Source organism: Cognatundibacterium rugosum, from assembly GCF_014284365.1.
GTDB lineage: Bacteria > Pseudomonadota > Gammaproteobacteria > Burkholderiales > Burkholderiaceae_D > Undibacterium > Undibacterium rugosum.
This window is the reverse complement of sequence record NZ_JACOGG010000009.1, coordinates 24,177-45,286: the sequence shown is the minus strand read 5'-3', so window position 1 is coordinate 45,286 and position 21,110 is coordinate 24,177. Positions and strand designations below refer to the sequence as shown.

At 52.3% G+C, this 21,110-nt stretch carries 16 protein-coding genes; 4 read left to right on the top strand and 12 right to left on the bottom strand.

Annotation, left to right across the window (positions count from 1 at the left end; all coding sequences use genetic code 11):
- Window positions 1-51: 51 nt before the first annotated feature.
- Window positions 52-1,134, bottom strand: a complete 1,083-nt coding sequence (locus H8K47_RS09975; protein ID WP_186881260.1) for a calcium:cation antiporter — start codon at window positions 1,132-1,134, stop codon at window positions 52-54.
- A 119-nt stretch (window positions 1,135-1,253) separates the two neighbouring features.
- The gene (locus H8K47_RS09970) at window positions 1,254-1,835 is read right to left on the bottom strand and encodes a GNAT family N-acetyltransferase (protein ID WP_186881259.1); all 582 of its coding nucleotides are present in this window, start codon (window positions 1,833-1,835) and stop codon (window positions 1,254-1,256) included.
- A gap of 239 nt (window positions 1,836-2,074) precedes the next feature.
- Here H8K47_RS09970 and H8K47_RS09965 point away from each other — a divergent pair, with 239 nt between their 5' ends.
- Window positions 2,075-2,755, top strand: coding sequence for a MarC family protein (locus tag H8K47_RS09965; protein ID WP_230405142.1), 681 nt, complete (start codon window positions 2,075-2,077; stop codon window positions 2,753-2,755).
- On the opposite strand, the gene cadR is transcribed toward H8K47_RS09965, so the two are convergent.
- Window positions 2,732-3,184 (bottom strand): Cd(II)/Pb(II)-responsive transcriptional regulator, encoded by a 453-nt coding sequence (gene cadR / locus H8K47_RS09960; RefSeq protein WP_186881258.1) that lies wholly within the window; start codon window positions 3,182-3,184, stop codon window positions 2,732-2,734. The genes H8K47_RS09965 and cadR overlap by 24 nt on opposite strands.
- Before the next feature lie 108 nt (window positions 3,185-3,292).
- On the opposite strand from cadR, the gene H8K47_RS09955 reads away from it, so the two are divergent.
- Window positions 3,293-5,596: a heavy metal translocating P-type ATPase gene (locus H8K47_RS09955; protein WP_186881257.1), complete on the top strand. Its 2,304-nt coding sequence runs from the start codon at window positions 3,293-3,295 to the stop codon at window positions 5,594-5,596.
- Here the strand turns inward: H8K47_RS09955 and H8K47_RS09950 are convergent.
- The 5 genes from H8K47_RS09950 to H8K47_RS09930 form a co-directional block, all read right to left on the bottom strand.
- Complete coding sequence (locus H8K47_RS09950; RefSeq protein ID WP_186881256.1) at window positions 5,593-5,913, bottom strand: hypothetical protein; 321 nt, start codon at window positions 5,911-5,913, stop codon at window positions 5,593-5,595. The genes H8K47_RS09955 and H8K47_RS09950 overlap by 4 nt on opposite strands.
- A gap of 91 nt (window positions 5,914-6,004) precedes the next feature.
- A complete protein-coding gene (locus H8K47_RS09945; RefSeq protein WP_186881255.1) occupies window positions 6,005-7,546 on the bottom strand; it encodes a SpoVR family protein in 1,542 nt (513 codons plus the stop codon).
- Window positions 7,547-7,554: 8 nt separating this feature from the next.
- Entirely contained in the window at window positions 7,555-8,826 is a 1,272-nt protein-coding gene (locus tag H8K47_RS09940; RefSeq protein ID WP_186881254.1) for a YeaH/YhbH family protein, read from the bottom strand.
- Between the two features lie 145 nt (window positions 8,827-8,971).
- Window positions 8,972-10,894, bottom strand: a complete 1,923-nt coding sequence (locus H8K47_RS09935; protein ID WP_186881253.1) for a PrkA family serine protein kinase — start codon at window positions 10,892-10,894, stop codon at window positions 8,972-8,974.
- A gap of 281 nt (window positions 10,895-11,175) precedes the next feature.
- Window positions 11,176-13,488 (bottom strand): putative bifunctional diguanylate cyclase/phosphodiesterase, encoded by a 2,313-nt coding sequence (locus H8K47_RS09930; protein ID WP_186881252.1) that lies wholly within the window; start codon window positions 13,486-13,488, stop codon window positions 11,176-11,178.
- Window positions 13,489-13,688: 200 nt separating this feature from the next.
- Between H8K47_RS09930 and H8K47_RS09925 the strand changes: the two genes are divergently transcribed.
- Window positions 13,689-14,303, top strand: coding sequence for a TetR/AcrR family transcriptional regulator (locus tag H8K47_RS09925; RefSeq protein ID WP_186881251.1), 615 nt, complete (start codon window positions 13,689-13,691; stop codon window positions 14,301-14,303).
- Between the two features lie 172 nt (window positions 14,304-14,475).
- Complete coding sequence (locus H8K47_RS09920) at window positions 14,476-15,573, top strand: alkene reductase (protein ID WP_186881250.1); 1,098 nt, start codon at window positions 14,476-14,478, stop codon at window positions 15,571-15,573.
- A gap of 89 nt (window positions 15,574-15,662) precedes the next feature.
- On the opposite strand, the gene H8K47_RS09915 is transcribed toward H8K47_RS09920, so the two are convergent.
- From H8K47_RS09915 to H8K47_RS09900, 4 genes are all read right to left on the bottom strand, one after another.
- Complete coding sequence (locus tag H8K47_RS09915; RefSeq protein WP_186881249.1) at window positions 15,663-17,084, bottom strand: sensor histidine kinase; 1,422 nt, start codon at window positions 17,082-17,084, stop codon at window positions 15,663-15,665.
- Complete coding sequence (locus H8K47_RS09910; RefSeq protein ID WP_186881248.1) at window positions 17,081-18,445, bottom strand: sigma-54-dependent transcriptional regulator; 1,365 nt, start codon at window positions 18,443-18,445, stop codon at window positions 17,081-17,083. Before H8K47_RS09910 ends, H8K47_RS09915 begins: the two co-directional genes overlap by 4 nt.
- Before the next feature lie 75 nt (window positions 18,446-18,520).
- The gene (locus H8K47_RS09905) at window positions 18,521-19,777 is read right to left on the bottom strand and encodes an ABC transporter permease (RefSeq protein WP_186881247.1); all 1,257 of its coding nucleotides are present in this window, start codon (window positions 19,775-19,777) and stop codon (window positions 18,521-18,523) included.
- Between the two features lie 8 nt (window positions 19,778-19,785).
- Window positions 19,786-21,099, bottom strand: coding sequence for an ABC transporter permease (locus tag H8K47_RS09900; protein WP_186881246.1), 1,314 nt, complete (start codon window positions 21,097-21,099; stop codon window positions 19,786-19,788).
- Window positions 21,100-21,110 lie beyond the last annotated feature (11 nt).

The following is a 21,110-nucleotide window of genomic DNA, read 5'->3' as shown; positions in this document are numbered from 1 at the left end:
ATGCAGACCGGGCGAAATGAGTAAGGAGTATGAGCGTGCTCTGCGAATAAGTCAGGGCACGATGGTAGTAAACAAATACACGGCGAAAATCACCAGATGGATGGTGCCTTGCATAATAGTGGTACGTCCGGTCCCCAGCGAGATGGTGGTCACGATCAGTGACAACAGCAACAGCACGGTGGCTTTGGCGTCGATGCCTAGCGACAGCTGCCAGCCGGTCAGAATAGAGATCACGGCTACCACCGGTATCGTCAGACCTATGCTCGCCAGTGCAGAACCCAGCGCCAGATTGATACTGGTTTGCAGACGGTTAGCACGCGCGGCGCTGAGTGCGGCCAGCCCTTCCGGCAACAGCACGATGATGGCGATGATAATACCGACCAAGGCCTTAGGCGCACCGGCTGCAGCGACCGCCGACTCCAGTGCCGGAGCCAGTGCCTTCGCCAGCAGCACCACCGCAATCAGGCAAACCAGCAGCAGGCCCAGACTGGTCCAGGCCATACGTGCCGATGGCAGCGGCGCATGCACGTCTTCATCAGCAGCATGGTTTTCAGGTAAAAAGTAATCGCGGTGCCTAACCGTCTGTACCAGCACGAAGGTCCCGTATAACACGATGGAGACGATAGCGATGAAGCCTAGCTGGCTGGCACTGTAATACGGCCCCGCTACCGTCGAAGTGAAGTTAGGCAGTACCAGTGTCAGCACCGATAACGCAGCCAGTGTGGCGAGCGAGGTACTCGCACCTTGCAGGCCAAAGCTTTGCTCGCGATGGCGGATGCCGCCTACCAGTAAACATAACCCTATGATGCCAGTCAGGATCACCATGATCGCCGCGAATACGGTGTCCCTGGCCAGCCCGGCCGTGGTCTCACCACCGGCTAACATCAGCGACACAATCAAAGCGACTTCAATCAGCGTGACCGCGATCGCTAACAACAGCGTACCGAAGGGTTCGCCGATTTTATGTGCCACCACTTCAGCATGAAACACGGCGGTCAGCACACCGCCAAATAAAGCGGCAGTCAGCAACAACGCATACCAGGCAGAGCTGAACGCCATACTGCCCGTCAGAATCAGGCAGGCCGCCAGCGGTGTGAGCACCGACCAGCGCGGAAGTTTGTCAGAAATTTTCATAAAGTTAGGGGCCAGTCAAATAATTTGTAACGAACTATGCGGAGGTCATGATTGGTGTGTGCCAGACATGCTGTATGTCTCGCGCCCCACCATCACGTGTGTTGCGATGTGCGTGACGATCAAATAGGGACAGGAAATCGGGCAATGAGTTCCTGCGCTTCATGCGCCAGCAAAGAATAACATCGCAGATCCTGATATTTGCCGTTTTTATATTCACATTCCCGCAATATTCCTTCCAGCCGGAAGCCATGGCGCTCGACCAGACGCCAGCTGGCAGCATTGTCCGGCTCTACCAGCGCCTGTATGCGGTGCAAGCCCAGATTACGGAAGCAGCACGCGAGGATAGCCGGTAACACTTCGGCCATCACGCCACGACGCCAGAATGCAGGTGTTAACCAGAAACCGATTTCTGCACAATGGTCTTCCTGTTCCCATTCATGCAAGCCGCAGGTTCCTATCAATTGCTCTGGGTGTTCACGTTCCGCGATGCCCCACCAGATACCAATGTGTGTTTTCCAGACCAGCTCGTACCAGTCCATCTGTGCCTGGGTCGATTCCAGCGTGTCATAACTGATGCCGTAATACGCTGTGACCGCTGCGTCGGATAAGCCGGCAAAAATCGCGGGCTGATCAGCGGGCACAATCCGCCGCAAAATAAATCGTTCGGTCTCGAGCTGAGGAAAGCTGGCAGGTTTGCTCATGGTTCTGTCCATTATCTGTTCTTCAGTAATCAGGTTATATCGCAGCCCGGATGAAATACCGGCTGCACGATGCACGTTAACACCGGCGCAAAGCCTTGACAGCGTACGCAGCTTATACGCTTTCATCCGCGTTCTATTTTAATATTAAGTCAGAATAAATCCCTGCTTTTAATTCGCTTTAGCTACCCTATGCTGAGCCGTAAACGTATAATCGGCGGAAGTTTTTTTTAGGAGTTGCTATGAGTTTGGCCATGATCGCATTTTTTAAGGCAATGATACTGGTGCCTATCACCTTATTACCCCTCGTGAATCCGATTGCCATCGCGCCGATTTACCTGTCCATGACTGGCCCCCAAGAACCCGATGTCGCCAAGCGTATGGCGAAACGGATCGCGGTTAACTGCTTTTTCATGTTAATGGTCACCATCTTTGTCGGTTCTTATGTACTGAATTTTTTCGGCATTTCCTTACCCATCGTGCGTATCGCCGGTGGCATCGTGGTCGGCATGGCAGGTTGGAAGCTGCTGAATGACCAGAGCCAGGATAAGTTACTGAACTCGGTTGCTGCGTCGCATACCGGTGCCTGGAGCAAGGAAGAATTACGCCGCCGTAGTTTTTATCCTTTCAGCTTCCCGCTGACCGTCGGTCCCGGCACGATCGCGGCTTCGATCACCATCGGTACGCAAATGCCACGCAAGCCTATCGACTGGCTGGTGACCAGTGTCGCATCAGCCATCGGTGTGCTGCTGACCACATTGGTGGTCTATCTGTGCTATCGCTTTGCACGCAATATGGGCCAGTTCCTGGGCGATGTCGGTGGCACCGTATTGATGCGTCTGTCAGCGTTTATTCTGGTCTGTATCGGCATAGAAATCGGCTGGGCAGGTGTATCTGAATTACTCAGCGACCTGGCGCGCTGATTCTGTATCCGCATGGCAGGCACAAGCCTCGCCATGCGCTGCGGCGACCAGTTCATGCAGAATGCCGCATTCCTTCCCCTGATGTCTTTCATCGCAACTGGCTCTTAAGCTACACAGTTGCTTCTCCAGCGCATGCATACTGGCCAGCCTGGCTCTGACCCGCGCAATCTGCTGTTCGATGAGTAAATTAATATCCCCACAATCCTCAGCCGGACTCACCATAAATGCCACCAGACGCCTTATTTCGGCCAAAGGCATATCAAGCGCGCGGCAATGCCGGATAAACGACAAGCGCTCCAGATGCAGTGCGCCATAGCGGCGATAACCATTCGCCTCACGCTCAGGCTCAGGCAGCAAGGCCTGTTTTTCATAATACCGAATCGTCTCCAGATCGACCCCGGTTGCCGCTGCCAGCTCACTGATACGCATACTGCACTCCCTGTGTTAATGCCGAAATTGAATCCGCAAAAAAAGCTTGACCCTGTAGCGACTCCAGAGTCTACACTGATTTCATTCTACCGTTACAGGCACGCTCACATGACGCAATCAACTCACGACCATACCCACGCCACCGGTTTCACATGTACGCATCAGCATGACCATGCACATAGACATAAACATGAGCATGAGCACAAACATGAACATGCGCACCAGCATGATCATGAACACACAGAGCAGGTCGATGCCTGCTGTGCCCCGGCGACGCACGCTGTGAGCAGCAAGCAGCCTCCCGCCAATGCGGTGAGCAGCCGCTATCATATTGCGGCCATGGATTGTCCGACCGAAGAAGCGCTGATACGCAAACAATTGTCCAGCGACAGTAATATCCTGAGACTGGACTTTGATTTACTGAACCGCATCCTGACTGTGCATCAGCGTACGCCAGACACTGACCGTGTCAGCGCAGCCTTAGTTGCACTGGGCATGCAGCCGCAATTGCTGGAAGCCGGGGTGCAGCCGACGCCGGTTTCTGCTATCGACAGCAAACTGCGCTGGCGGGTTGCGATCGGTGGCTTGCTGGCCTTTGGCTCTGAAGCCATCACCTGGTGGCAGCAAGCGGATCAAACGCCGGCGGTCGCCGCCATGGCATTGAGTTCCATCCTGATTTGCGGTCTGCCGACACTGAAAAAAGGCTGGATCGCGCTGCGCCATTTCACACTGAATATCCATTTACTGATGACGGCAGCCGTCATCGGTGCTTTCGCCATCGGCCAGTGGCCGGAAGCGGCAATGGTGATCTGCCTGTTTGCAATCGCCGAAATGATAGAAGCCGCCAGTCTGGAGCGCGCCCGGGATGCCATCAGCAGCTTGCTGGCACAGGCACCGGAAACCGCACTGTTGCAACAGCCGGACGCGAGCTGGCTCAGCACACCGACGGCAGAAATCGTCGTCGGTGCCGTATTGCTATGCCGCCCCGGTGACCGTATCGCGCTCGATGGCGTCGTGGAACAGGGGCAGTCTTCGGTCAATCAGGCCGCCATTACCGGTGAGAGTATGCCGGTCACCAAGCAGCCTGGCGATACGGTCTTTGCCGGCACCATTAACCAAAGTGCGGCGCTGCAAATACGCGTTACCGCCAACGCCGGCAGCTCCATGCTGGCACGCATCGCACAATCGGTACAAGATGCGCAAAGCCAGCGCGCGCCCACTCAGGGCTTTGTTGACCGCTTCGCTGCCATCTACACACCCGTGGTATTTATCGCCGCGATTCTGCTCGCTGTGCTGCCGCCTTTACTGTTACAACATGGCTGGCATGACAGCCTGTATCGTGCGCTGGTCCTGCTGGTGATTGCCTGTCCCTGTGCATTGGTGATTTCCACCCCAGTCACTGTCGTGAGCGGACTGGCAGCCGCTGCACGTCGTGGCATTGTGATTAAAGGCGGTGTATTTCTGGAACAGGGCCGGCAGTTGCGCCATCTGGCTCTCGATAAAACCGGTACCCTGACCGAAGGTAAGCCCACACTGCAGCACATACGCAGCGACGGTATCAGTGCATCCGCTGCGTTACAGATCGCCGCCAGCCTGGATGCGCATTCCAGCCATCCTTTAGCCCAGGCCCTGCTGCAAGCCTGCGAGCTGCCGGTATTGGAGGCGCAACAGGTCAGCCTGCTGGAAATCGGACGTGCACGCGGCATGCAAGGCAGCGTCGATGGGCGCAGCTATCAGCTCGGTAATCAGGCCTTGCTACAGGAATTAAGCATAGCGCCATCGCCACTCACCGCAGAAATCAGTACCCTGGAGCAGCAGGGGTATACCGTGATACTGCTGTGTCGTGAAGGACAATTACTGGCGCTGTTTGCCGTTGCGGATCAGTTACGTGCCAGCAGTCAGGCAGCGATACAGCAATTACAGCAACTGGGGGTACAAGTGCTGATGCTGACCGGCGACAATGCCCACACAGCCAATGCAATTGCTGCGCAAGCTGGCATACAACAGGTGCGCAGCGAATTACTACCGGACGATAAACTGCGGATTATTGAAGAATTGGCGCAACAAGGTGTGACAGGTATGACAGGGGATGGTATCAACGATGCACCGGCGCTGGCACGTGCACATATCGGTTTGGCGATGGCAGCCGGCAGCGACACTGCATTGGAAACGGCAGACGTCGCACTGATGCAAAATGATTTACAAAAAATACCGGAATTTATACGCCTGTCACAGCAAACCGCACGCATACTCAAGCAAAATATCGCGTTTGCACTGGGCGTCAAATTTATCTTTTTTGCACTGGCATTAAGCGGTCATGCCAGCCTGTGGATGGCGGTATTCGCAGACACGGGCACCAGCCTCTTAGTGGTGCTCAATGGTCTGCGCTTATTGAAGGCAAAACTGAATTAATTCGTCGCTTCTGCATCCGCAACGGGTAAAGCTTCCTGCAACATCAGCGCGTGCTCAACCTGGGTCGACTCATCCCCGACCCGGCTTTGCCAGGCACGCAGGAAATAGGATTTTTCCTGCGTGGTCGGCGCTTCATACCAAATTACCATCAGCACGCCTTTATGGTCGTGGATTTTGGCGATTTTGGTGATACAAACGGTATTGCCATCCACATCAGCCAGGCCGATGGCATAGCCATAAACACGGCTCAGACGCTCGATGCGATCTGGTTCAGTTTCACTGTTCGTCGCCGAGATTTTCGGATGATCCAGATACATAATGCCCTCTTCATCAATTGTGATCTGCTGGATTCTATCCGAAGCCAGCGCGCGCGCCTACCTGCTTTTGATATTCAGCAACAACCTGACTTCAGCGACTGCTTTTTTCCCAGCGACAGTCTTGTTTCGCCAGAACCTTACCTTGCTGATCCACGGTTTCCAGTACCACATCAAAGCCCCATAAACGCGCGACATGCTTGAGGACTTCATGGGTCTGGTTATTCAATGGCCGCCGTAAATACTGATGATGGCGCAAGGTCAGCGAGCGGTCGCCCTGCATATCTACGGCCCAGACCTGAATGTCCGGCTCGCGGTTTCCCAAATTGTATTGTCCTGCCAGCTGTTGTCTGACATAGCGATAACCGGATTCATCATGAATGGCTGAAATTTTCAGCTTGTCTTTGTTATCGTCATCCAATATCGAAAAAAAGTGAAAATCACGGATCAGCTTAGGCGATAAATACTGTGCAATAAAACTCTCGTCTTTAAAATTACGCATCGCAAACTGTAGCGAAGTTTTCCAGTCCGCCCCGGCCAGATCGGGGAACCATTCTCTGTCCTCGTCGGTAGGATGCTCACAAATACGGCGTATATCCTGCATCATGGCAAAGCCCAGCGCATAAGGATTAATACCGCTGTAAAAACGGCTGCTGACCGGCGGCTGATAAATGACATTGGTATGACTCTGTAAAAACTCCATCATAAAGCCATCCCCAACCACACCCTCTTCATACAATTGATACAGTATGGTGTAATGCCAGAAGGTCGCCCAGCCCTCATTCATGACCTGGGTCTGACGTTGGGGATAAAAATACTGCGAAATTTTACGGATGATGCGCACAATTTCACGCTGCCATGGCTCCAGCAAAGGCGCATATTTCTCGATGAAATACAGCAGATTTTCCTGCGGCTCACGCGGAAAGCGCTGCTGCCCCTGCTGATTCTCTTGCACCTCAGGACGGCGCGGTAAGGTGCGCCATAAATCATTGATTTGCGATTGCAGGTAAGCTTCGCGTTCAGTCTGACGCTCTCTTTCCTCGATCAGGGAAATCCGGGCCGGACGTTTATAGCGGTCTACCCCGTAATTCTGCAAGGCGTGACAGGAATCCAGGATCAGCTCCACCGCCTCAGTACCATACCGCTGCTCACAGTGCGCGACATAATTTTTGGCGAATACCATGTAATCGATAATCGCCTCAGCATCGGTCCAGGTACGGAACAGATAATTCCCTTTGAAAAAAGAGTTATGTCCGTATGCAGCATGCGCGATCACCAACGCCTGCATGGTCAGGCTATTCTCTTCCATCAAATAGGAAATACAGGGATTGGAGTTAATCACGATCTCGTAAGCCAGGCCCATTTGTCCGCGCTTATAACTTTTTTCGGTAGACATAAAATGCTTACCGAAAGACCAGTGGTTGTACGACACCGGCATACCAACCGAAGCATAGGCATCCATCATTTGCTCGGCGGTGATAATTTCCAGCTGATTCGGATAGGTATCCAAGCCAAACTGTGCGGCGACCCGGCGTATCTCTTCATGCGCCTGTTCTATCAGTTCGAAGGTCCATTCCGACTTATCAGGTAAGGCATTCGGATGTCTGGCTCTGCCAGTCTGCGTTTGAGTGTCCATGACAGGCCTCAATTCGTTTGTTTTTTAAACAGCTCCCGGAATACAGGATAGATATCAGCAGGATTCTCAATTTTTTGCATCGCGAAGTGAGCGAATTCCTCGGCAATACGTTCATATTCCAGCCACAGGTTTTGCGGTTCTCCGTCGGTAATTTCGACGTACGCGTAATACTGCACCAGGGGCATAATGCGCTGACGCAAAATATCGCGGCAAGCGACGGAATCATTGTCCCAGTTATCGCCATCAGAGGCCTGCGCCACATAGACATTCCAGTCGCCCGCCGCATAGCGGTTGCGTATGGTTTGCTCCAGCAAGACTAAGGCCGACGAGACAATCGTGCCACCCGATTCACGCGAATTAAAGAAAGCGTTTTCATCCACTTCCTGTGCTGTCGTATGGTGACGGATAAACACCACCTCTATTTTTTCATAAGCCCGTGTCAGGAACAGATACAGCAAAATAAAGAAGCGCTTCGCAGTATCTTTTTTTTGCTCATCCATAGAACCGGAAACATCCAGCAGGCAAAACATCACACACTGGCTGGCTGGCTTGGGAACTTTGATGCGATTGCTGTAGCGCAGATCGAAGGGATCGAGAAACGGAATCGCGGCGATTCTGGTCCGCAAATGACGGATTTCTTCGCGTAGTGCGCTAATCCGCAGGCCATCCTGCACCGGCTCTGCCAGCGCAGCTTCCAGCTCTTCCTGCGCCTGCTTTAAGCGTCGCGATGACTTGCCTCCCACCGCAATCCTTCGCCCCATCGCGCCGCGCAAAGAACGCAATACATGCAGGCTGGACGCAGTTCCACTGGTTTTGTAACCAGCGCGCTGACTTTTGAAATCCGTGGTCGACGTGAGCTGGGTTTTCACCATATTCGGCAATTCCAGGTCCTCGAAGAAGTAGTTCATGAACTCTTCACGGCTCAGCTGAAATGCAAAATCATCTTCACTGATTTCTTCGCTGTTTCCGCCCTGCCCCTTCCCCTTGCCACCGCCGCCACCACCTTGCGGACGCGCGATCTGGTCCCCTTTCTGGTATTGCTCATTGCCGGGATGTACTCCCTCCCAGACCCCGCCGCGCGCATGGCCAAAACTAGGTTCACCGACATCTTTGACCGGTATCGACACTCTTTCGCCATTCTCCATGTCGGTGATAGAACGGCCTTTGACTGCACGCGCAACAGCTTCTTTGATTTGCCCCTTGTAACGACGTAAAAAACGCTCACGATTAGGCGCAGACTTGTTTTTTCCCTGAACCCGGCGGTCGATCAGATGCACCAAGATATTCTCCCTCAGGACTGAGCCGGAATGACCCGTTGATGCGCAGCCCGACAAACACACTTTCTGTATTTGTCGCTGTGTCTCGATAACGGTTCGGCCTCAGTCCTATCCCTTTGTCAGTGAAGTCCCTCAGATATCTTCAGGATCAGGATGATTTTCTGACCCGCAAATACCACTCGCACAGCAATCTGACCTGTTTGGTGGTATAGCCCTTGCTGACCATACGTTCAACAAACTCCTGATGTTTATTGGCGTCATCCGCACTGGCCTTCGCATTGAACGATATCACCGGTAATAACTCTTCTGTGTTTGAGAACATTTTCTTCTCTATCACAGTGCGCAGTTTTTCATAGCTGGTCCAGGCAGGATTTTTTCCTGCATTCTGGGCACGCGCACGCAATACAAAATTGACGATCTCGTTACGGAAATCCTTAGGATTCGAAATACCTGCCGGCTTCTCGATTTTTTCCAGTTCATTGTTCAAGGCATCCCGGTCAAAGCTCTCGCCAGTATCGGGATCGCGGAATTCCTGGTCCTGTATCCAAAAGTCAGCGAAGGTGACATAGCGGTCAAAAATATTCTGACCATATTCAGAATAGCTTTCCAGATAAGCGGTCTGAATTTCTTTACCGATGAATTCCGCATAACGCTGAGCCAGATATTCTTTGATGTACGAGATGTATTTTTGCTCTACTTCCGGTGCAAACTGTTCGCGCTCTATCTGTTGTTCCAGCACATATAGCAAATGCACAGGATTGGCCGCGACCTCGGTGTTATCGAAGTTAAATACCTTGGATAAAATTTTGAATGCAAACCGGGTCGACAATCCATTCATGCCTTCATCCACACCGGCATAATCGGCGTACTCCTGATGTGATTTGGCTTTGGGATCGGTATCTTTCAGATTCTCGCCGTCATACACCAGCATCTTGCTAAAGATACTGGAATTTTCCGGTTCTTTTAAACGCGACAATACCGCAAACTGCGCCATCATTTTCAGAGTACCCGGTGCACAAGGTGCTGCTGCCAGTGAAGAGGTATACACCAGTTTTTCATAGATCTTGATTTCATCAGAAATACGCAGGCAATAAGGCACTTTCACGATGTAAATACGATCCAGGAAAGCTTCATTGTTTTTATTGTTTTTAAACGCCTTCCACTCCGACTCATTCGAGTGCGCGAGGATCACGCCATCAAATGGTATCGCGCCAAAACCTTCGGTTCCTTTGAAATTACCTTCCTGGGTCGCGGTCAGCAAGGGATGCAAGACCTTGATCGGCGCCTTGAACATCTCGACGAATTCCATCAAGCCCTGATTTGCGAGGCACAGACCACCGGAATAGCTGTAAGCATCCGGATCGTCCTGAGAATAATCTTCCAGCTTGCGGATATCAACTTTACCGACCAGCGAAGAAATATCCTGATTATTTTCATCCCCGGGCTCGGTTTTTGACACCGCAATCTGTCTGAGCACGGATGGATAGCGTTTAACAACACGGAATTTATTGATGTCGCCATTGAATTCATGCAGGCGTTTTACCGCCCAAGGACTAGGGATGGATTTCAGATAGCGGCGTGGTATACCGAAATCCTCTTCCAGCAATGCGCCATCTTCGATTTCACTGAATAAGCCCAGAGGCGACTCATTCACGGGAGATCCCTTGATGCTGTAGAAAGGGATTTTTTCCATCAGGGATTTGAGCTTTTCAGCGATGGAGGATTTACCGCCACCGACTGGTCCCAGCAAATACAGTATCTGCTTACGCTCTTCCAATCCCTGCGCGGCATGGCGGAAGTAAGAAACGACTTGCTCTATCACTTCTTCCATGCCGTAAAACTCACGGAAGGCAGGATAAATTTTGATCAATTTGTTGGAAAAAATACGGGATAAGCGCGGATCGTGGCGGGTATCCACCAATTCAGGTTCGCCAATCGCTGCGAGCATACGCTCAGCGGCAGTAGCAAAGGCGAGTCTGTCTTTTTTACACAGTTCAAGGTACTCCTGCATGGAATACTCTTCTTCCCTGGTACGTTCGTAACGTGCTGCGTAGTTGTCAAAGATAGTCATCCTGACCTCCTGGGTTAAGCAAGACATTGCAAAGACCAAACAGCGCTGGCAGCAAATGCGGGAGATATGCATTACTTTCCAGCAGACTACGAGCTTAGTGTAGTTGAATTTGAAGAAATATGTTGGGCAAATTGTTGCATTTCACAAAATATAAAACTAAGTATGAAATCCGGCATCTGATGTGCTGCACATTGAGGGTATGTACAGCGTAAAGGACTTATACGATGTTAGTTTTTTTTGCGGAACTTTAAGCACTAACGCAAGAATATGCGCTGAATGACTCAGGCAGGTGGCGAGGCTGGAAACTGCGTCATGATAGCCGGTCGATGTTGTATTTTTTGCTGAGCCAGCAAACGGTTCATGGCTGGCACATCGAGTGGACGATGATAAAAATACCCCTGGAAATAGTCACAGCCGACTTCTTTCAGGAATAATTCCTGACTCTCATTTTCCACGCCTTCAGCGATGGTTGAGCAGTTCAGAATTTCGGATAACGATATGATGGCTTTAATGATCATTTCGCTCTTGCGGTTATAGCCTATCTGCGCCACAAAGGAGCGATCGATCTTGACGGTATGTGCAGGAAAATGACTGAGCTTGGACAACGATGAATAGCCGGTGCCAAAGTCATCAATCGCAATACCAAAACCACGATTTTTCAAGGCATTCAGATGGGTAATGGACTGATTCTCATTGGCGATGAGTCCGGTTTCTGTAATTTCAAATTCCAGATAACTCGTTTTGATTGCATATTTTTCGCAGCAGCTGTCTATCAGCGCGATCAGATCTGGTCGCGCAATGTCGCTGACCGACAAATTCAGCGCCACCACCGGGCTTTGAGCAAATTCGTCTAACCAGCCACGAATCTGTGCGCACACCTGATCCAGCACAAAATCACTGACATGCCGTATCAGCCCGCTACGTTCAGCGATTGGTACAAATTCAGCCGGAGCGATGCGTCCCAGACCAGGCGAATCCCAGCGTATCAAGGCCTCCACGCCAGCAATCAGCCCATTGTGATCAACTTTGGGCTGATACATCAGTGAAAACTCACCCTGTTTTAAGCCATTTACAATCCCAACTTCGATTTCCACATTGCGCCGGATATGGAAGGCGTCATCTTCATCAAATAAAGTGACACTCTGGTCACTGGAACGGCGCGCCGTATCGAGCGCTACTTCGCTGCGTCGTATCAAGTCATCGGGATCGGTTTCTTCTGTGCGTATCAGCGCAATGCCAGCAGAAAATTGCACCAGCAATACTTCGTCATTCACCTGCAGTTCTTTAGGCATCGCTTCGCGTACCTGATTGACGAATTGCACAACATCATTCGCTGTTCGCAACTGATCAATCACGAAGGAAAACACAATACTCCGCAAGCGCGCACAGAAACAACTTTTCGGTAATACCTGGGTCAGTTCATCGGCGAAGCGACGTAACAGCACATCACCGGTATGCGCACCAAACTGCTGATTAGCATGCCGCACACTATTGAGCCGGAATGAAACCAGCGCGGTCACATTATTGCCGTCATGATTGGCAATCACGCGCTGCAAATACTGACGTAACATCTCACGATTTGGCAGATTGGTTAAGGAATCATGACTGTTCAGATAGTCTTCACGCTCCATGCTGAGCTGCAAAGCATGCTGCATCTTGTGCAGATTCGACACATCGCGCAAAGCCACGATGTAATGATCGGACGAAGTCTGTGAGATATTATCCAGTGCTACCATACGCCCATCGCGGGTACGGTAAGCTGAGGTTTTGACACCACCAGTTTCCTCACCCTGACTTACTTTCAGACGAATACTGCCTTCCATCGCGAGCCAGCCAAATAAGCCGAGTTCCTGATCGGTTGCCGGATTACGCCCCAATAGCAAATTGGCTTGCTGATTTGCCTGCAAAATCTGACCAAACGCATCCGTCAGCAAAAGTGCCGTGCCTGCATTTTCAAACACTTCGCGATACTGAACATAACTGACTTCAAGCGCACCGCTGGTATCATGAATCCTGACCAGCATCTTATCCAACGCATGCAACACCCTAAATACCGCAAGTGGAATACAAATATTCAACGATAAAAATAACAGCGTGTGTATGTACAATTGCGCATCAGGCAGATCGCCAAAGAAACTGCTGTTACGGTTCAGTTGCACGTCCATGAACAAAAATGTGAAAGGAATCACATTGAAGGCCATGAAGCCCAAGGCCACCCTTGCATTAAAAAACAGACTGGCAAATACCGGCACCGTGTACATGAACAGATAACCTAATCTGGCCAACGCCTGATCGTGCGTCATAGAGATGATGGCCAGCGCCGTTCCGTACATATTCAGCAGTAGCAAAGCAGCACTCATCTTCACAGAGCGCGAAGATACATAGATCGCGACAGATTTCAGCACATAGAAAAAAACAACCAGCCATCCAATTTGCGTTCGCCCCAGGGCGTAAGCACTGATGGCACTGTGCACAGCAATCCAGGCTTCCAGCAAAAAACTGGTGACCAGAATAATTCTGAGTGTGCTGATTTTCCAGGCTGTGTTTTCGGCAGGCGCGAGAGTATTCTCATTTAAAAAAAGCCAGCGAAACATAGTGTGTATTCTGAATTTTCGATTGATGGTTAGAGCAAGGAATGTTAGGTTTCCCAACAAATAATTTTGCATTTTCTCACAAGAATGCCAACCTCGCGAAGATATTGTTACATTTTTTTCTATACTAGCACGCGCATGGGCTAGCCGCGCTGATTCATTTTTCTTGACTCTAGACGACTGGTCTAATATCATATATCACTATGACGACATCCGCATCCAAATTGAATAGTAACGATACCCGTGAGCGCATCCTGGCAACAGGTGAGCAACTGATACTGGGCAAAGGGTTCAGCGCGCTCGGACTGAGTGAGATTCTGTCTGCTGCGGCAGTACCGAAAGGTTCGTTTTATCACTACTTTGCCTCTAAAGAGGCTTTCGGCGTTGCCCTCATTGAGCGCTATTTCCAAGAGTACCACCAACAACTGCGTACTGTGTTTAGTGATCAGCGTCATACGCCGGCGAATCGCTTGCTGCAATATTTTGAATTCTGGCTCAGCTCTACGCAGCATTCGCAATGTCACAAGCTTTGTCTGGCAGTCAAACTCGCCGCCGAAGTCTCTGATTTGTCACAAACCATGCGACTGGCACTGGCTCAGGGCATGCAAACAGTGATCGAACTAATTGCTGCGGTGCTGGACGAGGCTAAGCAACAAGGTGAGCTTCGCAGCGATCAGGATGTACAACATCTGGCCACCACGCTGTATGGTCAATGGGTAGGCGCGTCGCTGCTGACGAAAGTCTATTTACAAACTGCGCCGCTGGAAGCTGCATGGATACAAACCCAGCAATTGTTACAGGCGGAATCCAGCCAGTAAGCAAGTAAGTAGTAAGCATCAGCGTAACCAACAGATATCGACTCCGGTGATTCCTCGTGTAATACATCTGAAATCACCGGCGAACATCAGCACAGGGCCTGGCCCTTTTTTTTGAAGCAAAAACTAGACGACCGGTCTAATTTCCGGTTAATTTTTTCGAAAAGGAAATCCCATGTTAGATCAATTACTGACACCCGTGACTGCAGGCAAAGCCACACTGAAAAACCGTGTTGTGATGGCACCACTGACGCGCTCACGCGCTGGTCAGCCGGGCGACGTACCACGTGCACTGAACGTCGAATACTATGCACAGCGTGCCAGTGCCGGTCTGATCGTGACCGAAGCGAGCCAAATTTCACGCCAGGGCCAGGGTTATGCCTGGACACCTGGTATCTACACCGATGCCCAACAAGCTGGCTGGGCGGACGTGGTGCAGGCAGTCCATGCCAAAGCTGGCAAGATCGCGCTGCAGTTATGGCACGTGGGTCGGATTTCGCATCATCTGTTGCAGGAAAATGCGCAGGCACCGGTATCCGCTTCTGCATTGCAGGCAGCGAACAGCCAATGTTTCGTGGTTCAGCCTGACGGTACGCCAGCCAATGTACAAACCGACGTGCCACGCGCGCTGGAGCTGGCGGAAATCCCTGGCATCGTCGAACAATATCGCCAGGCGACAGTCCGTGCGCGTGAAGCGGGCTTTGATCTGGTCGAAGTGCATGCTGCAAATGGCTATCTGTTACAGCAATTCATGGCGACCAACAGCAATCTGCGTACAGATGCCTATGGTGGCAGCCTGGAAAACCGTGCACGTCTGACACTGGAAGCCGTCGATGCAGCCATTGCTGAAATCGGTGCCGACCGGGTGGGGGTACGGATTTCACCTAACTTTGTCGCACATGGCATCGCCGATACCGAAGCAGAAGTGATGGCCTTGTACCTGGCACGCGAATTCAGCCGTCGACAAATCGCCTATCTGCACATTGCAGAACCTGACTGGGCTGGTGGTGCGGAATTGTCCGATACTTTCCGTCATGCGCTGCGCGAAGCCTTTAACGGCACCTTGATTTGCTGCGGTGGTTACACGGCTGCTGAAGCCGATGCGCTGATCGCCAGTGGCCTGGCTGATGCGGTTGCTTTTGGTCGTCCTTATATCGCCAACCCGGACCTGGTAGAACGCTTTGCAGCGGGTGCAGAATTGAATACCCCAGACCGCAGCACTTTCTACGGTGGCGAAGAAAAAGGTTATACCGATTACCCATTCATGGCTTAAGCGCTTGCTGAGAAAGCTGATTTGATGTTCACCGCTGTCGCTGCTGTTCCTGCTGCCTCCCCGCGGCAGGAACAGCAGCATGACTCAAATCAGCGCCCTGGCAATATCAGACTGACCTGTAACCCACCACCCGGCCGGTTATTGAGCATGATGCGGCCACCATGCGCTTCTATGATTTCTCGTGCTAATGCCAGCCCCAGTCCGGTACCGCTGCGTTTAGTCGAGTAAAAAGGTGCCAGCGCATTCGTCATCACCATCTCCGACATGCCGCTGCCACGGTCACACACATCAATGCGCCACCCCTCGTGCAAACGTCGTAACTCGACGCTGATCGCATCGCTGGCACTCCCGGACTCATGCGCATTTTTGAGCAAATTCAACATCACCTGCTCCATCTGCGCTGCATCCATCAATCCATAGTCGTCAGTACTGTGCTCAGGTCCGGCGAATGCAAACTGATTGTGCAAGCCAGCAAAAAAATGCGACCAGCTCACGCTTTCCAGCCTGGGTGCAGGCAGCTTGGCGAAACGCGCATACCCTAATATAAACTGCTCCAGATGGTGCGCCCTTTCCTCCATCATCGCCAATATGGCTGGCAAACGCGCAGTCTGTCCGCGCCGCATTAACTCCTGACCGGAATGCGCCAATGAAGCGATGGGTGCCAATGAATTATTGAGTTCATGACTGATCACACGTATCAGTTTTTTCCAGGTCTGTACCTCTTGCCGGCGCAACTCTGTGGTCAGATGACGCAACAAAATCAGCTCATGCGACTTGCCGTTCAGGCTGAACTGGCTGCGCGCCAGATGATAGACCTGCTCACCGTCATCCTCATCGACTGCCGTTTCTGCATGATCTGATTCCGCATCGTGCGCCGCACTGGCATTCAATTTCAGTACAGGTACGGTGAACAAACCATCCGTGCCCCGGTCCATCGCTTCACGTACCGCAGGAGACAAGGTGTCCAGCAAAGCGGTCAGGCTCAGTCCCTCCAGTTTTTTTCCTTCGGATAATAATTGTCGGGCTGCCAAATTGCCAAAGACGATATGCCCGTGCTCCGCGATCAGCAGCATTGCGACCGGGGTGTTCTGCACCATGGTATCGAGCAGCAATTCACGTTGCACCAGATCCAGTCTTTGCTGCCTCAGCGTGTCACCCAGCGCATTATGCGCCACCACCAATTGCGATAATTCATCCTGATGCGGCCAGTACAGACTGAAGGTATAGTCAGCATCGCGATAGCTGTGCACAGTCCCACTGATGGCACGGAACAACGCCAGCACCGGCGCCAGCAGCGTATAGAACAGCAGTATGGTGAGCAGTAGCATCAGGCCAGCAAACAAGGCCAGCCAGCCTAGCTGCTGCCACTGCTGGGCTGGCCTAATCTGCATGATCCAGGCCGTCCCCGCAATACCCAGTAGCAGCAGGCTACCAAACGCAGCAAACAGCCGCCAGATCACGGAGACAAAGTGACGGGTACGCTGCTGATGCCGTGCTTCCTGGTCTTTCATGCTGAGCCTGCACCTGAGCCAGCACCTAAGCGTGGAATACCGAAACGATCCATACGCCGGTACAAAGATTGCCGGCTCAAGCCCAAGGCAGCGGCGGCCTGCGCAATCACACCCTCAGCCTGTGTCAATGCCTGCTCAATCGCTGCTTTATCCGGCTCATTGTCAGCGATGCCTTTCGCTGCTACCGCACTGCTGAGTCCGAGATCCGTCACCGTAATCTGCGCAGCACTGCTCAACAGCTGCGCCCTTTGCATCAGGTTTTTCAATTCCCGTACATTGCCGGGCCAGCTATGCGCAAGCAAAGCAGCGCATGCGGCTTCACTCAAGTGTTTGTCCTTACCCAGAAATGCGCGTGCCAGCGGCAAAATATCGTCAGGCCGTGCCGCTAAAGCAGGTAAATGCAGCTGTATCACATTCAGCCGGTAATACAGGTCCTCGCGGAACTGACCTGCTTTGATCATGGCTGGCAAATCCGCATTGGTGGCGCTGATGATGCGCACACTGACCTGACGCTCGCGATTCGCCCCTAAGCGTTGAAAACGCCCGGTCTCCAAAACCCGCAATAACTTCATCTGTCCGGCTAAAGGCAGATTGCCGATTTCATCCAGGAACAAGGTACCGCCATCTGCCGCTTCAAATTTGCCTTCACGCGCCTTCATCGCTCCGGTATAGGCACCACTTTCGCTGCCGAACAATTCTGCCTCGATCAGCTCGGCCGGTAAGGCGCCGCAATTCAGTATCACAAACGGCCCATCGCACACCGCTGAGTTACGTTGCACGATTTCGGCAATCCGCTCTTTGCCCGCCCCGTTTGGCCCAGTAATCAGTATAGCTGCGTCAGAACGCGCTACCTGGCAAGCCACTTCCAGCACCTTAGCGGTCGCTCTGTCCTGCCAGATCAAACCGCATAAATCAAAGTCTGCCTCCAATGCCTGTTTTTGCTGGAGTTCGCGCTGGTTGCGGCGCTGCAGTGTCCGGTTCGCCTGGCCCAATTCGATCAGATTACGTACCGTCGTGATCAGACGCTGATCATCCCAGGGTTTGGCGATGTAATCTGCCGCACCTGCCTTGATCAATTCCACCGCCATGTCCAGATGGGTCCAGGCCGTCATCAGTATCACCGGCATGTCGGGACTGTGCGCGCGTATGCGTTTGAACAGCGCGACTCCCTCCTGACCTGAAGTCGTGTCAGCGCTGAAGTTCATATCCTGTATCACCAGATCAATACTATGCATTGTCAGGTAATCCATCCCCTGCTCCGTTGACGTGGTAATCACGCAATCCAGATCATGCAAGGACAAGGAAACATCAAGTGCTGTCGCAACCGACAGATTGTCATCAATAATTAATACAGTAGGCATCGTTTATTCTCTGCAGGCAGCGGCCAGGAAGTTCTATTATCCTGCCTGGACGCGCTGTCGTCTATTTACGCGCAATCATACGCTGCGGGTAGCAGTGGCCGGTGCAATAGCCGCTGCCCGCCACGCAGGTGCCCATGCAGCGCCTATGCCCAATATCAGGAATACGGCAACTGACAAACCCAGATACATCAGCGGTAACTGCGCGATTTCCAGTTGCTGCACCAGGAACTGATTCAACGCCAGTGCCAGCACACAGCCTATGCCAGCCCCCAGCAAACTGATCATCGCATTCTCAGTCAGAAAATGCAGCAAGATATGCAAGCGGGTAGCACCCAGTGCGCGCCGCACACCAATCTGCCGTCTGCGCTGATTCACCACCAGGCTGCACATGCCCACGATACCGCTGGCTGTCACCAGGATCAGCAAGCCACAGACTGCCAGCAACATCCAGGACAGGCCTTTCGCATGCCGGTAACGTCCTTCACGCATCTCATCCACCGTGCGCTGCCGGATATTCAGTGCTGTGACGCTATCCTTACGCAAAGCCTGTTCCACTTGCTGCATCACGCGATCGCGCTGGCCCGGTTCCGCCCGCAATACATAGCCAGAATACGCATCATTACTCAGTCTGACAGGAATCAGCGCCGAAATTTCCCCAGCCACACCTTCCATCGCACCAGAAGTCTGCATCGTCTCCACCACGCCGATAATACGCACCGAATTTGCACCCGGTCCGCGCCCGAAAAAAAACTCTTTGCCCAGATAAGCACTGGCGTCCGGAAATAAGAGCTTGCCCATAGCCTGAGTAATAATCACCGACGGCGGTAAATCGCTGGCCGCATTCTGATCCAGCTCCACCACATCCTGTGCTGAAAAATCCCGCCCCTCGGTCAGGTGTAGACCCAATACCTGAATCAGTGAGCCGGGCGACACATACATGGCCGCATTGCCCTCAGTGGCCGGACCAGTGCGCTGACTCGCAACATTGGTGGAGCTGCCCGATTGCGATATAGGCATGGAATTGGTTCTTGCCACACCCAATACGCCGGGTACTGCGCGCATCACTTGTTCCTCGCGTTTTTGCATGGCCAGCTGCTCCTCATGCCCGGCAGCACGCTGATTACTGATGTGCAGATAAAATACATCCTGTTCCTGCGCGATACCGCTGGGACGTGCCGCCATCGTCAGGCGTTGATTCACCAGATAAATCGCGTTCGATAAAATCGCCAGACTTAAGGCAATCTGCAATGCGACCAGCAATGGTCCGGTTTTATTCCTGAGCAATGCAAGCAAGACCGGTTTGAATGGAAAATAAGAATGGATAGAACGCATCGTTAGCCTCACTGTGACTTTAATTGCAGGGCAGGAGAAATCTGACAGGCACGCCAGGTCGGCAGCAGACCAGCCAGTAAGGCGGCAGCAACAGACATCAGCAGCGTCAGCAGCAACATACGCCAATCCATATGCGCGACAGCCCGCAGATATCCAGCCTGTAAAGCGATCAGTTTCAGGAACAAGAGCGATAACAGCATGCCGCTTAGCGCACCAACCAGGCCGATCACACCGCTCTCTATGAAGACCTGGAAAAAGATATCCCGACGCGATGCACCCAATGCGCGTCTGACTCCAATCTCAGCGGCCCGGCTGGAAAATTTTGCCAACAACAAACCGATGGTATTCACCAGGCATAACAATAAAAAACCAGCTGCCAGCCAGGCAGATAATTTATCGTCATCGCCCACCAGCTTCACCTCCACCAGCCACTCAGGAACATTGAACAGGCTGTTGGCAGCATGACGTGGAAAACGTCCCATTTTTTGTTGTTCACTCACATAGCCGTCCAGGTAGGTCTGTACTTGCTTGCGCTCAGCCGCATCGCGCACTTCAAACCAGAACGTCAGCCAAAGACATTCAGAACGCAATAATGCCTGCCAGCCCGGATCGCGCTTACCGGTACAACTCATATTTCCGGCATGCGGCGTTTCATTGCGCATCGCGCTATAGAAAGGCACGATGAACTGCTCTTCCGCATTGAAGGCGGAACCTCGGCCATTGTAACGATAGAACTTAGGCTCAGAGCGCCAGCTATCCATCACGCCACTGACCTGATAACTACGTCCCCACATCGTCACCTGACTGCCTACCGGATTCGTCTTGCCAAACATTTTTTCAGCGATAGCACGACTCAGCACGACCACATCGCGGCCACTGCTATCATCCTGCTCCGACCAGCTGCCACCGAATAAAAAAGGCACATCCAGCATGCCGAAAAAATCCCGGCTGGCTGCCATACCATTGATTTCTAACACGCCCAGATCACGGCGCGGCATTTCTATCACAGCATCAATGCCATACAGACCAACCCGACGCTGACCGATGGGGCTGTGCAGCAGATTGTTCACATCCTGATAGGACAACTGCTTCTCACGCGGTTTCTCACCCGGCGTATAGTCTTCCGCCGGGCCGTTATCCAGCACAGGAATGAACAAGCGCTGACTCTTAGACGGTATAGGATCAGCGGACATCACGTGCAATATGGTCAGGGTAGACATGCTCGCCGCCACACCAACTGACAGAATCAGTATCATCAGGCCAGTCAGCCAGGGATGACGGCGTAAACTGCGAAAGCCCAGCCACAGGTAATAAGAAAACATGCTGCCTCCTG

Bases quoted from the DNA above. Each gene is read 5' to 3' on its own strand.
- H8K47_RS09975 (WP_186881260.1), bottom strand. From the start codon at position 1,134: ATGAAAATTTCTGACAAACTTCCGCGCTGGTCGGTGCTCACACCGCTG.
- H8K47_RS09970 (WP_186881259.1), bottom strand. From the start codon at position 1,835: ATGAGCAAACCTGCCAGCTTTCCTCAGCTCGAGACCGAACGATTTATT.
- H8K47_RS09965 (WP_230405142.1), top strand. From the start codon at position 2,075: ATGAGTTTGGCCATGATCGCATTTTTTAAGGCAATGATACTGGTGCCT.
- cadR (WP_186881258.1), bottom strand. From the start codon at position 3,184: ATGCGTATCAGTGAGCTGGCAGCGGCAACCGGGGTCGATCTGGAGACG.
- H8K47_RS09955 (WP_186881257.1), top strand. From the start codon at position 3,293: ATGACGCAATCAACTCACGACCATACCCACGCCACCGGTTTCACATGT.
- H8K47_RS09950 (WP_186881256.1), bottom strand. From the start codon at position 5,913: ATGTATCTGGATCATCCGAAAATCTCGGCGACGAACAGTGAAACTGAA.
- H8K47_RS09945 (WP_186881255.1), bottom strand. From the start codon at position 7,546: ATGGACACTCAAACGCAGACTGGCAGAGCCAGACATCCGAATGCCTTA.
- H8K47_RS09935 (WP_186881253.1), bottom strand. From the start codon at position 10,894: ATGACTATCTTTGACAACTACGCAGCACGTTACGAACGTACCAGGGAA.
- H8K47_RS09930 (WP_186881252.1), bottom strand. From the start codon at position 13,488: ATGTTTCGCTGGCTTTTTTTAAATGAGAATACTCTCGCGCCTGCCGAA.
- H8K47_RS09925 (WP_186881251.1), top strand. From the start codon at position 13,689: ATGACGACATCCGCATCCAAATTGAATAGTAACGATACCCGTGAGCGC.
- H8K47_RS09920 (WP_186881250.1), top strand. From the start codon at position 14,476: ATGTTAGATCAATTACTGACACCCGTGACTGCAGGCAAAGCCACACTG.
- H8K47_RS09915 (WP_186881249.1), bottom strand. From the start codon at position 17,084: ATGAAAGACCAGGAAGCACGGCATCAGCAGCGTACCCGTCACTTTGTC.
- H8K47_RS09910 (WP_186881248.1), bottom strand. From the start codon at position 18,445: ATGCCTACTGTATTAATTATTGATGACAATCTGTCGGTTGCGACAGCA.
- H8K47_RS09905 (WP_186881247.1), bottom strand. From the start codon at position 19,777: ATGCGTTCTATCCATTCTTATTTTCCATTCAAACCGGTCTTGCTTGCA.
- H8K47_RS09900 (WP_186881246.1), bottom strand. From the start codon at position 21,099: ATGTTTTCTTATTACCTGTGGCTGGGCTTTCGCAGTTTACGCCGTCAT.